The following is an 11,139-nucleotide window of genomic DNA, read 5'->3' as shown; positions in this document are numbered from 1 at the left end:
AGGTGTCACGCTCGGTGATCCCGTCAGGGTGTTCGGCGAGCAGGCGACGTCCGACGTCAGTGATGACGTACTGGCCGCGCGCCGGACGGTCGAGACCGCCGGTCCGAGTCAGATGAGACGTGGCCCAACCGATCCTGTTCTCGTACATCGGCTGGCCGGACTTCAGGATCCTTGCACGCTCTTCGTCGGTGAGTTCCGCTTCCGCGGCGACGTTGTCGTACAACCAACGGCGAGAACGCGTCTCGCCATCCGCCAGCGCTCGGAGCACGGTCGCCATGAACTGGTCCCACGTCGGCATCACATCGGAGGGGCCCCAAGACATTCGCTTCCGCATCGAGGCGAAGAGACCTGCGCCACTTGCTTTGGAGGCAACGGCAGGGGACCGGGGCGGAGGGATCGCGATGGCGACAGCGGTGAACGTCCCCCGGGCGCTGTCGGGGGTGATCTGCCGATGTCCTCGATAGGGTCGCCGACGCCGCCGGGCCAGAGAGCACCCCAGAAGCGGTCGCTCTTGCTCTTCGGCACTTCGGTGATCACGCGCCAGGATTTGCGTCGACGAACCGAACCGGCCTCTCGACGGGGCTGAACCGGCCTCTCGACGAAAAGGGGTGGTGGGTTCATCAGTCGGCGAGGGTGGCCTCCAGGGCCGCGCGCATGACGTCGCGGTCGGGCTCGACGCCGGTCCATAGGTGGAAGTTCACGGCGGCCTGGCCCACCATCATCCCGACCCCGTCGAGGGCGGTGGCGCCGGCGGCGCGAGCGGCGCGGACATACGCCGTCGGTGTCGCACTGACCACGACGTCCGCGGCGATGAGCCCGGGCCGCAGGCTCGCGACATCAATGTCGACCATCGCGTCGGGATCGCCGAAGCCGACGCTGGTCGCATTGACGAGGATGTCGGCGGTGGGGGGAACGGCATACGCCCCCTCCCACCCCTTGCCGGATGCCGGCACACCGGTCGCCTGGGTGACATAGGCACCCAGCGTGCTCGCCTCGTCGGCCTTGCGTCCCACGAGGGTGATCGAGGCCGCGCCCGCCAATGCCGTCTCGACGGCCACGGCGCGGGCGGCGCCACCGGTGCCGAGAACCACGATGTGGGCGCCTTCGGGTGTCCGCACCTGCGTCAGGGCCGCGACGAAGCCCTGGCCATCGGTGTTGTGGCCGATCAACCCATCGTCGGTCGCCACCACGCAGTTGACGGCACCGATGATCTCGGCCGAAGGCGCGAGCGCGTCGATGAGGTCGATGACGGTCCGCTTGTGCGGGATCGAACAGTTGAAGCCCGCCCAGCCCATGGCCCGGGCCCCGGACACGGCGGCCGCGAGTTCCTCCGAACCGATGTCGCAGTTGAGATAGCGGGCATCGAGGCCATGGTGGCGATACGCGGCCTCCATGGCGACAACCGTCGGGTTGTCGGCGGCGGGCGTGGAGAAGGAGCCGGTGATGATCCCGAGGTAGGTGCGCGGCATACGAAAACTCAAGCACCGGACGGGAGTCGCCGCAATGCGGCGTCCGGTGGGCGATCAGAGGTAGAAGCGCTGCGCCTTCTTGGCCTCGACATGCTCGATGTATGCCGTTCGCGTCGACTCCAGGTCGCTCACCTGCGCGACCGGCACGTCCCACCACGCGGTGCCCGGCGGGTTGGGGCCGGTCAGGTCGGTCTCGATGTAGAGCACGGTCACTCCGGGGCTGTCGGCCGTCTCGGTGAACTTCGCGCGGAAGTCGGCGATCCCGTTGCAGCGCAGCACATTCGCGCCCCAGGATGCCGCATTGGCCGCGAGGTCGAAGGGCACGTCGGCCCCGTCGAGCCGGCCAGTTGCCGCATTGCGCATCCGGTATTTCGTGCCGAACCGTTGCGAGCCGCGCGACTCCGATAGCGCCCCGATCGAGGCGAACCCGTGGTTCTGCAGCAGCACCAGGGTCAGGTCCAACCCCTCCGACACTGCGGTCGCGATCTCCATCGGGAGCATCTGATAGGTCCCGTCGCCGACGATCGCGACGACGCGGTTGCCGCCCGGCAGCGCGAGCCGCGCACCGATCGCCGCTGGGATCTCGTAGCCCATGCACGAGAACGCATACTCCACGTGGTACTGCACGGGAGTCGTTGCCCGCCAAAGACATTGGAGATCACCGGGCATCGAGCCGGCCGCGTTGATGACGACATCCTGGGGTCCCATCAGCTCGTTGAGCGCGCCGAAGACCTCGGTCTGTGCGGGCAAGGGCCCGTGGTCGCGGTGGTAGCACGCGTCGACCTCACGCTGCCAGGCCGCGTCGAGGTCGATCGCCTCCTGCCGGTATGCCGCGTCCACCTGCCACCCGGACATCGCCGCCGTCAACCCCTCCAGCGCCGCGCGCGCGTCGGCTACGACCATGGTCGCGCCGTGCTTCATCGCGTCGAACCCGAGGGTGTTGATGTTGACGAAGCGCACGTCCGGGTCGGCGAAGATCGTGTGCGAGGCAGTCGTGAAGTCGGAGTAGCGCGTCCCGATGCCGAGGACGACATCGGCCGAGCGAGCCAGCGCATTCGCCGCCGACGACCCGGTGGACCCGACCGCACCCACCGAGGACGGGTGATCCCAGTTGATCGCGCCTTTCCCCGCATGAGTGTCGGCCACGGGAATCCCTGTCGCAGAAGCAAACTCGCGCAGTAGCGCCGACGCATCGGCATACACCACGCCGCCGCCGGCGACCACCAGCGGGCGCTTCGCCGACCGGATGATCTCGACCGCACGTGCCAGCGCCGCGGGCTCGGGCACCGGCCGGCCGACATGCCACACGCGCTTGCGGAAGAAGGCGAGCGGCCAGTCATACGCCTCGGCCTGGACGTCCTGCGGCACGGCGATGGTGACCGCGCCGGTGTCGGCCGGGTCGGTGAGGACGCGCATCGCGTTCAACAGCGACGGGATGAGCTGCTCGGGCCGGCTGATCCGGTCGAAGAAGCGCGACACCGGCCGGAAGCAGTCGGTCACCGCGGTGTCCAGGGTCTGCGGCGATTCCAGTTGTTGCAGAACGGGATCCGGGATGCGATTGGCGAACTGGTCGGAGGGGAAGAGCAGGACCGGGATGCGGTTGGTGGTCGCCAGCGCGGCGCCGGTGATCATATTCGTCGCCCCCGGCCCGATCGACGTCGTCACCGACATCACCTGCAGCCGATTGCGTGTGCGCGCATAGGCGGTCGCCGCGTGCACCCCGCTCTGCTCGTTGCGAATCAAGTAATAGGGCACGTGCCCGGCCGCGAGCGGATCCTGCGCCCCCGACTCCTCGAAGGAGATCTGGTCCTGCAGCAACGCCTGTCCGACTCCGCACACATTGCCGTGCCCGAAGATCCCGAACATCCCGGTGACGAGCCGCTGCTCGACCCCGTCGCGCTCGGACCATTGCGCCCCAAGGAATTTCACGATGGCCTGGGCCGTGGTCAACCGGATCGTCTCGCTCATGCCTGCCTCACGTTCGTGCTCGGATGCGTTGGGTCTGCCGCTATGGTGCCCGGTCGATCAGGGTGCGGGCACGAGGATGTCGCGCACGAGGTGGTCGAGCTCCTCATCGGCACCGAGGAACTGACGCATGGTCTTGCGGGTGGCGCCGAAGCCGTCGAACTCGGCGATCGTCATACCGTCGGGGTCGTAGGCACGCCGGAACTCGGGGAGCTCAGAGAGCGCATCGATGATCGCGGGATCGACGGGGATCGCCATCCGGTCCTCGACCACGACCTCGCACTCGTCCTGAATGCGTTGCTGCCACGCGAACGGCGGGGAGATCACGACATCACCGCCGACGAATTCCGACCAATGCTTGGTGTTGCGGAAGGCCGCGGATAGCAGACGAGAGCGGAAGCCGCGCTCCTGGAAAATCCCGTAGGCCCGCTTGAAGGCCGCGACACCGGCCCACTCCAGGTAGGTGGGGTCGATGTCCACACCATCGCGCGCGACGCAGTCCTTGAGCCAGTCATCCAGTCGCCCGACCATGATGGTCACGACGTGCCCCATGGCCGAGACATCGTGTCCGGCAGCCTCGCGCGTCGCCATACCCCGCTCGATTGCCTCGGCTGCGGCAATCGCCTGCGGCACCGAGAAGGAGACGGTGACATTGATCGAGACGCCGCGCGCGACGGCGTCCTCGATCGCCGCGATCCCCTTGGCCGTCGCCGGAATCTTGACGATGACATTGGGGGCCACCCGGCTGAAAGCCTCGGCCTGGTCGGCTAACGCCACCGCGTCCCGCGCTAGGCGGGGATCGGTCTGCATCGACAGGCGCCCATTGCGCCCCCCGAACTTTTCGTATGCCGGCAGCAGCATCGCCGCCGCCTCGAGCGAGATCTCCTCCACGACTTGCCAGCCGATCTGGGATTCGGAGGCGGTCGGGCGTTCGGCGGCGATCTGGGCCATCCGGTCCGACCAGCGCGGCAGGTCCGCTTTGACGCAACTGACGGCAATCACCGGGTTGCAGGTGGCGCCCACGGCACCCCAGGCGATCGACTGCGCCAACTCGCGCGGGTCGGCGCTGTCGTTCCACAGCACGGTGGGCTCGCTCGCGGTCATGGCCTCGAGCGGGGTGGTGGTCGTGGTCGTGGTCACGGAGAACTCCTGGTGCCGAGAGGGCCGGGCGTCACCCGGTGTGCTGTCTAAATGTTAGGACAATAGGACTATCCGCGCAAGGGGCGGAGCGCTTACAGCGGGTGCGAACATATGGTACTTTGTCCTAACAAAGTCCTCCGGAACGAAAGTGCGCGCGCCATGAGCCCGACCCGTATCACCCATCTGATCGCCGGCACCGAATGGACCGGGACCGCCGAGCGCACCTCGCCCGTCTACAACCCGGCGACCGGTGCACAGACCGGCGTGCTCGACCTGGCCTCCAAAGCTCTCGTCGACGAGGTCGCGGCATCGGCCAAGGCGGCCTGGGAGTCGGAGTGGCAGAACGCCTCGCTGACCAAGCGGACGCAGGTGCTCTTCAAGTTCCGTGAGCTGCTCAATGCCAAGAAGGAGGAGATCGGCGCGCTGATCACTGCCGAGCACGGCAAGGTGCACTCCGACGCCGTCGGCGAGGTCACACGCGGCCTCGAAGTCGCCGAGTTCGCCTGCGGCATACCGCACTTGCTCAAGGGCGGCTTCTCCGAGAATGTCTCGACGCGCGTCGATGTCTACTCGATCCGGCAGTCCCTCGGCGTGGTGGCCGTCATCTCGCCCTTCAACTTCCCGGCCATGGTGCCGCTGTGGTTCGTGCCGATCGCCATCGCGTGCGGCAATGCCGTCATCATCAAGCCGTCCGAGAAGGACCCGTCGGCCGTGAATGCCGTTGCGGCACTGTGGAAAGAGGCCGGCCTGCCGGACGGCGTCCTCCATGTCGTCCACGGCGACAAGGAAGCCGTCGATGCTCTCCTTGACAGCCCCGACGTCCGCGCCGTGTCCTTCGTCGGCTCCACCCCGATCGCCAAATATGTGTATGAGCGCGGCACTGCCAATGGCAAGCGCGTCCAGGCCCTCGGTGGCGCCAAGAACCACATGCTCGTCCTGCCCGACGCCGACCTCGACCTCGCCGCCGACGCCGCCGTCAACGCGGGCTTCGGCTCGGCCGGCGAGCGCTGCATGGCGATCTCTGCGCTGCTCGCGGTCGAGCCGGTGGCCGACGACCTGATCAGCAAGATCACCGACCGGATGGGCAAGCTCGTCACCGGCGACGGCACCCGCGGCACCGACATGGGCCCGCTCGTCACTCGCGAGCACCGCGACAAGGTCGCCTCCTATCTCGACAAGGGCACCGAGGCCGGCGCCACCCTGGTCGTCGACGGACGCGACGGCGATGTCGACGCGGATGGCGACGGCTTCTTCCTCAAGCCGACACTCTTCGACAATGTCACCCCCGGTATGCCCGTCTACGACGACGAGATCTTCGGCCCGGTGCTCTCGGTGGTCCGCGTCGCGTCCTACGACGAGGGCCTGAAGCTGATCAACGACAACCCCTACGGCAACGGGACAGCGATCTTCACCAATGACGGCGGTGCCGCGCGGCGCTTCCAGAACGAGGTCGAAGTCGGCATGGTCGGCATCAACGTCCCGATCCCCGTCCCAATGGCCTACTTCTCCTTCGGCGGCTGGAAGGCCTCGCTCTTCGGCGACTCCCACGCCCACGGCATGGAGGGCGTGCACTTCTTCACCCGCGGCAAGGTCGTCACCTCGCGCTGGCTCGACCCCAGCCACGGCGGGCTCAACCTCGGCTTCCCGCAGAACCAGTAGCACCGGGCGGCCGGGCGGCCATGGACGAATGGCGGACCGCCGTCGATGAGTTCAGTGGTCGTGTAGGTCAGTGGTCGTGGACAGTGACGTCGAAGGCGTACTGGTCGTATCGATAGCAGTGGTCGCCGAACTCCACGGCGGCACCGTCCGCGTCATACGCGCGCCGGGTCATCGTCAGCAAGGGGTCGCCCGGCTTGAGCCCGAGCAGCTTGCGCTCGGCGGCGGTCGGCCGGCGGGCCCCGATGGTCTGGTGCGCGATCACCGGGCGGACGCCGCGGTCGCGGAGGGCGGCATACAGCGATCCGCTCGCGACCTCCTCCGCGCTGATATCGGCGAAGCGCGGCGGCAGCCAGTTGTGCATCACGGCGGTCGGGACGTCACCGGCGAGCCGGAGCCGCTCGATGCTGACCAGCGGCGTCTCGGGCGGCAGGCCAAGCGCCGCCGCGGCCCCGGGATTCTTTGCCGCAGAACGGAATCCGAGCACGCGCGTGGTGGGCTGCTGGCCGCGGCGGACCATATCGTCATAAAGGCTGGTCAGTTCGTCGCGCCGGTGGATGACCTGGCTGGCAACCGTCGTGCCCACGCCGCGCCGGCGCACGAGCAGGCCCCGCGCGACGAGCTCGGCGATGGCCCGGCGCACCGTCGGTCGGGAGAGCGCGAGCCGGTCGGCGAGGGCGAGTTCGTTCTCGAAGGCGTCGCCCGGGCCGAGCTGGCCGCTCGCGATGGCGGCGGTCAGCTGCTCGGCAAGCTGGTGGTAGAGCGGCACCGGGCTGGTCCGGTCGATGCTGACGGCGATCGGCTTCACATAGCGGAGCCTATGTCACTGATAGCACAAGAGCCGAACAACCAAATGTCCTAACAAAGATTGACAGTCACGCGCCGGCTCGGGAGGATGGCCGTATGACGCTCCGCTCCTTCGAGGTCCTCGCGCTCGGCCGGGTCGGCGTGGACCTCTACCCGCTGCAGTCGGGCGTCGGGCTCGAGGACGTGACGACCTTCGGCAAATTCCTCGGCGGCAGCGCGGGAAATGTCGCGGTGGCGGCGGCCCGCTATGGGCATTCGTCAGCACTGATCTCCCGGGTCGGTGCCGACCCCTTCGGGGCCTTCGTCCGCCGCTCGCTGACCGAGCTGGGGGTCGATGCGGACCTGGTGACCACGGACCCCGGGCTGCCCACGCCGGTGACCTTCTGCGAACTCTTCCCGCCGGACGACTTCCCGCTCTACTTCTACCGCTACCCGACGGCGCCGGACCTGCGGGTCGGCCCGGGCGAGATCCCGCCTGTCGCCGTCGCCGAGAGCCGACTCTTCTGGACCACCCTGACCGGCCTGTCCGCGGAGCCGAGCCGCACCGCCCACGCGACCGCCTGGGAGCTGCGGGAAGCCGCCGGGGGTGAGGGGCGGCATACGGTCATCGACCTGGACTACCGGTCGGTCTTCTGGCGGACCGAGGAGGAGGCGACGCGGGCCGCGCAAGCGGCGCTCGCCGCGAGCACGGTGGCGATCGGGAATCTCCAGGAGTGCCGCGTCGCGGTCGGTGAGACCGATCCGGACCGGGCCGCCGACGCACTGCTCGATCGGGGGATCGACCTGGCCATCGTCAAACAAGGACCGCGCGGCGTGCTCGCGGCGACTGCCGAGGAGCGCGTCGTCGTCGAGCCCACCGCGGTCACCGTCGTCAACGGGCTGGGCGCCGGCGATGCCTTCGGCGGGGCGGTGTGCCACGGTCTGCTGATGGGATGGTCCTTGCGCGACACACTCCGATTCGCCAGTGCCGCAGGCGCTTTCGTCGCCGGACGTCTGGAGTGCGCGTCCGCGATGCCGACCGAGGCGGACGTGCGTGCCCTGATGGCGGCGGTGTCCGGATGATCGATATCGCGGACCTTACGCGGCGACGCATCATCGATCCCGAGTGCATCCCGAATGCCTGGCGCACCCGGCAGCGGGCACCCCGGCCGAGCGATGGCCGCTTGCTGCTGATCGCCGCCGACCACCCCGCGCGCGGCGCGCTCACGGTGCGCGGTGAGCCCCGCATGGCCGACCGGCGGGATCTGTTGCGGCGCTTGGCTATCGCGCTCGCACGTCCCGGTGTCGATGGGGTGCTCGCCACGCCGGACATCCTCGAGGACCTCTTGCTCGTCGGGCTGCTCGACGGCAAGCAGGTCATCGGGTCCATGAACCGAGGCGGGCTCCAAGGGTCATCCTTCGAACTCGACGACCGCTTCACCGCCTATGACGTCACCACCATCGTCACCCACAATCTTGACGGCGGAAAGATGCTGACCCGCGTCGCTCTCGACGACCCCGGCTCGGCGGCGACGCTCGAAGCGAGTGGAGCGGCCGTGACCGCGCTCGCGGCCGCCGGCAAGCTTGCGCTCGTAGAACCCTTCCTGAGCGAGCGGCGCGACCGGCACCGCGTGGAGAACCTGCTCGACCCCGACTCCGTCATCCGGTCCATTGCCATCGCTGCGGCCTTGGGCGCCACGAGCGCCTACACCTGGCTCAAGCTGCCGGTGGTCGGCGAGATGGAGCGCGTCCTGGCCGCCACCACGCTGCCGACCCTGCTGCTCGGCGGCGACCCGGCCGGGCACGCGGACACCACGTATGCCAGCTGGGCCGCCGCCCTCGCCATCCCGCCCGCGGCCGGTCTCGTCGTCGGCCGTGCCCTCCTCTATCCCCCCGATGACGATGTCGCCGCCGCCGTCGACATCGCCGCCGACCTCGTCCATGGAGCGATCTGATGAGCACCGGAGAAGACAACGCCGACTGGGTCCGGCTCGCCGGCACCGCAACCGGGACGGGGTGGGATGTCGACATCACCGACGGCATACCGGGATGGGCGCACACCGGGCTCTTGATCGCGACGCTGGCCGCCGGTGAGGAGCGCGTGATCGACCTCGGTGCGCGGGAGGCGATTGTCATCCCGCTCGCTGGTGGCGTGCACGTCCGAGCCGAGCGGGCGGGAGTCGTCGATCAGGCCGAGCTCGCCGGACGCGAGTCGGTGTGGGCCGGGGCCAGCGACGCGGCATACGTGCCGACGGGGAGCATCCTGACGCTGACCGGCACCGGACCGGCCCGCATCGCGATCTGTCTGGCCGCCGACGCGACCGCAGCGCCCGCGCCGCCATTCCGGCACCTGCCCGCGAGCGAGGTGCCCGTCGAGTTGCGTGGTGCGGGAATCGCCTCGCGCCAAGTGCGCAATTTCGGAGTGCCGGGCGTGCTCGACGCCAATCGGATGATCGCGTGCGAGGTCATCACCCTCGCCGGCAACTGGAGCTCCTGGCCGCCGCACAAGCACGACACCGAGCGGCCGGGGGTGGAGTCGGAGCTGGAGGAGATCTACTACTTCCAGACCCGGTCCACCGAGGCGCGTGGCACCGATCCCATTGGCTACCAACGGGTTTATGGCGCCGCGGATCGACCCATCGACGTCCTCGCCGAGGTGCGCACCGACGATGTCGTGCTCGTCCCGCACGGCTGGCACGGCCCGGCCGTCGCCGCTCCGGATGCGGATCTCTACTACCTCAATGTGATGGCCGGCCCCGGGCCCGAGCGAGCCTGGCTGATCTGCGACGACCCGGCCCACGCGTGGGTGCGTGAGACTTGGGCGACGCAGCCGGCCGACCCCCGGCTGACCTGACCCGAGTTCGCGACCGAAGGAGAAGGATGCTCACCCTCCCCACCGCCCGGACGCCCGACCCGCGCACTGCCCCGTCGCTGCGATGGGGGATCCTCGGGACCGGATGGATCGCCGAGAAGTTCACGACTGCCTTGCGGCGCAACACCACTCAGCGTGTGTATGCCGTCGGCTCCCGGTCGCAGGAGAGCGCGGACCGCTTCGGGCGAGCGGTTGGAGCGGACACGGCATACGGCTCGTACGACGCGCTGGTCGCCGATCCGGATGTCGACATCGTCTACATCGCGACGCCCCACAACTACCACCACGAGCACGCACTGCTCGCGATGGCCGCCGGCAAGCATGTGCTCATCGAGAAGCCGATCGCGGTGAGCGAGGCTGAGGCGCAGGACATCGCGAATCACGCTGCAGCAGCGGGAGTTTTCTGCATGGAGGCGTTCTGGACGCTCTTCCTGCCCAAGTACGACGTGCTCGCGCAACTCCTGCCGGACCTGGCCGTCGACGCCGTGCTCGCCGACATGGGCGAGCACTTCACGCCGGATCACCGCATCTTCGACCCCGCGCTCGCCGGCGGGCCGCTCTTCGATATGGGCACCTATCCGCTCTCCATCGCGATGTGGGCGCTCGGTGACCCGATCTCGGTCACGGCATACGGCGCACCCGCGCCCAATGGCATCAACGGGCAACTCGCGATCGCGATGCAGGGCGAGCGCGGCGGGGTGGGGGCGCTGCATACGTCGATCGTCGGTGAGACCCCGACGACGGCGACCTTCGCCGGCCTCAATCACACGGTGGTCGTCGACGGGCCGTTCTACCAGCCGGGCGGCTTCACGCTCACCACACGCAGTGGCGAGCGCCTTCGGTATGACGAGCCGAAGGCGGCACACGAGGGCGGGCTGCACTTCCAGGCTGCCGCCGTCGCACGTCATCTCGCCGCCGGCGAGACCGCCTCGCCCATCCGCCCCCTGGCCGACTCGATCCGCCTGCTGCGCGTGATGGACACCATCCGTGCTCAGGTCGGTATCCCGGATTAGTCCTTGCGGGCGGGGCTACTCGCAGCGGGGCACTCGCACGATCAGTGCGCCGGGGTCGATCGTGGTCTCCATGGTGCGCCTCGTCGAACGCATCCCCGTCCAACTCCACGCGTTGCGCGGGGTCGACCTCGATCCGGATTCGGCCACCTCGGGAGCGGGCGATGGCGTCGGAGTCGGCGCCGTCCGCTCCGCGGGCGAGCGTCCATACGGCACCGACCCATTGGGCGAGCCCAGAGGG

At 68.9% G+C, this 11,139-nt stretch carries 10 protein-coding genes; 5 read left to right on the top strand and 5 right to left on the bottom strand.

Annotation, left to right across the window (positions count from 1 at the left end):
• From PKH97_RS04615 to PKH97_RS04600, 4 genes are all read right to left on the bottom strand, one after another.
• The coding region (locus PKH97_RS04615; protein ID WP_324386234.1) for a winged helix-turn-helix domain-containing protein at nt 1–277 on the bottom strand (277 nt) is incomplete at its 3' end.
• 343 nt (nt 278–620) lie between these two features.
• Nucleotides 621–1,469: a shikimate dehydrogenase gene (locus PKH97_RS04610; RefSeq protein WP_324386233.1), complete on the bottom strand. Its 849-nt coding sequence runs from the start codon at nt 1,467–1,469 to the stop codon at nt 621–623.
• 54 nt (nt 1,470–1,523) lie between these two features.
• Nucleotides 1,524–3,437: a 3D-(3,5/4)-trihydroxycyclohexane-1,2-dione acylhydrolase (decyclizing) gene (gene iolD / locus PKH97_RS04605; protein WP_324386232.1), complete on the bottom strand. Its 1,914-nt coding sequence runs from the start codon at nt 3,435–3,437 to the stop codon at nt 1,524–1,526.
• A 57-nt stretch (nt 3,438–3,494) separates the two neighbouring features.
• Nucleotides 3,495–4,574, bottom strand: coding sequence for a transaldolase family protein (locus PKH97_RS04600; protein WP_324386231.1), 1,080 nt, complete (start codon nt 4,572–4,574; stop codon nt 3,495–3,497).
• A gap of 159 nt (nt 4,575–4,733) precedes the next feature.
• On the opposite strand from PKH97_RS04600, the gene PKH97_RS04595 reads away from it, so the two are divergent.
• On the top strand, nt 4,734–6,233 hold the full coding sequence (locus PKH97_RS04595) for a CoA-acylating methylmalonate-semialdehyde dehydrogenase (RefSeq protein WP_324386230.1): 1,500 nt from the start codon (nt 4,734–4,736) through the stop codon (nt 6,231–6,233).
• 67 nt (nt 6,234–6,300) lie between these two features.
• Here PKH97_RS04595 and PKH97_RS04590 read toward each other — a convergent pair whose 3' ends face one another.
• Nucleotides 6,301–7,038: a GntR family transcriptional regulator gene (locus tag PKH97_RS04590; RefSeq protein ID WP_324386229.1), complete on the bottom strand. Its 738-nt coding sequence runs from the start codon at nt 7,036–7,038 to the stop codon at nt 6,301–6,303.
• Nucleotides 7,039–7,133: 95 nt separating this feature from the next.
• On the opposite strand from PKH97_RS04590, the gene iolC reads away from it, so the two are divergent.
• Genes iolC through PKH97_RS04570 form a run of 4 tightly spaced genes read left to right on the top strand, consistent with a single transcriptional unit; the run spans nt 7,134 to nt 10,901 of the window.
• Nucleotides 7,134–8,099 (top strand): 5-dehydro-2-deoxygluconokinase, encoded by a 966-nt coding sequence (gene iolC, locus PKH97_RS04585; RefSeq protein ID WP_324386228.1) that lies wholly within the window; start codon nt 7,134–7,136, stop codon nt 8,097–8,099.
• On the top strand, nt 8,096–8,971 hold the full coding sequence (locus tag PKH97_RS04580) for a deoxyribose-phosphate aldolase (protein ID WP_324386227.1): 876 nt from the start codon (nt 8,096–8,098) through the stop codon (nt 8,969–8,971). Before iolC ends, PKH97_RS04580 begins: the two co-directional genes overlap by 4 nt.
• The gene (iolB, locus tag PKH97_RS04575; RefSeq protein ID WP_324386226.1) at nt 8,971–9,870 is read left to right on the top strand and encodes a 5-deoxy-glucuronate isomerase; all 900 of its coding nucleotides are present in this window, start codon (nt 8,971–8,973) and stop codon (nt 9,868–9,870) included. Before PKH97_RS04580 ends, iolB begins: the two co-directional genes overlap by 1 nt.
• 26 nt (nt 9,871–9,896) lie before the next feature.
• Complete coding sequence (locus PKH97_RS04570) at nt 9,897–10,901, top strand: Gfo/Idh/MocA family oxidoreductase (RefSeq protein WP_324386225.1); 1,005 nt, start codon at nt 9,897–9,899, stop codon at nt 10,899–10,901.
• Nucleotides 10,902–11,139 lie beyond the last annotated feature (238 nt).

This window comes from Nostocoides sp., assembly GCF_035343835.1.
GTDB classification, from domain to species: Bacteria; Actinomycetota; Actinomycetes; order Actinomycetales; family Dermatophilaceae; genus Nostocoides_A; species Nostocoides_A vanveenii.
This window is presented reverse-complemented; position numbering and strand designations above follow the sequence as displayed.

Excerpts from the sequence above, each read along its gene's own strand:
- iolC (WP_324386228.1), top strand. The coding sequence starts at position 7,134 with ATGACGCTCCGCTCCTTCGAGGTCCTCGCGCTCGGCCGGGTCGGCGTG.
- PKH97_RS04570 (WP_324386225.1), top strand. The coding sequence starts at position 9,897 with ATGCTCACCCTCCCCACCGCCCGGACGCCCGACCCGCGCACTGCCCCG.
- PKH97_RS04595 (WP_324386230.1), top strand. The coding sequence starts at position 4,734 with ATGAGCCCGACCCGTATCACCCATCTGATCGCCGGCACCGAATGGACC.
- iolD (WP_324386232.1), bottom strand. The coding sequence starts at position 3,437 with ATGAGCGAGACGATCCGGTTGACCACGGCCCAGGCCATCGTGAAATTC.
- PKH97_RS04580 (WP_324386227.1), top strand. The coding sequence starts at position 8,096 with ATGATCGATATCGCGGACCTTACGCGGCGACGCATCATCGATCCCGAG.
- PKH97_RS04610 (WP_324386233.1), bottom strand. The coding sequence starts at position 1,469 with ATGCCGCGCACCTACCTCGGGATCATCACCGGCTCCTTCTCCACGCCC.
- iolB (WP_324386226.1), top strand. The coding sequence starts at position 8,971 with ATGAGCACCGGAGAAGACAACGCCGACTGGGTCCGGCTCGCCGGCACC.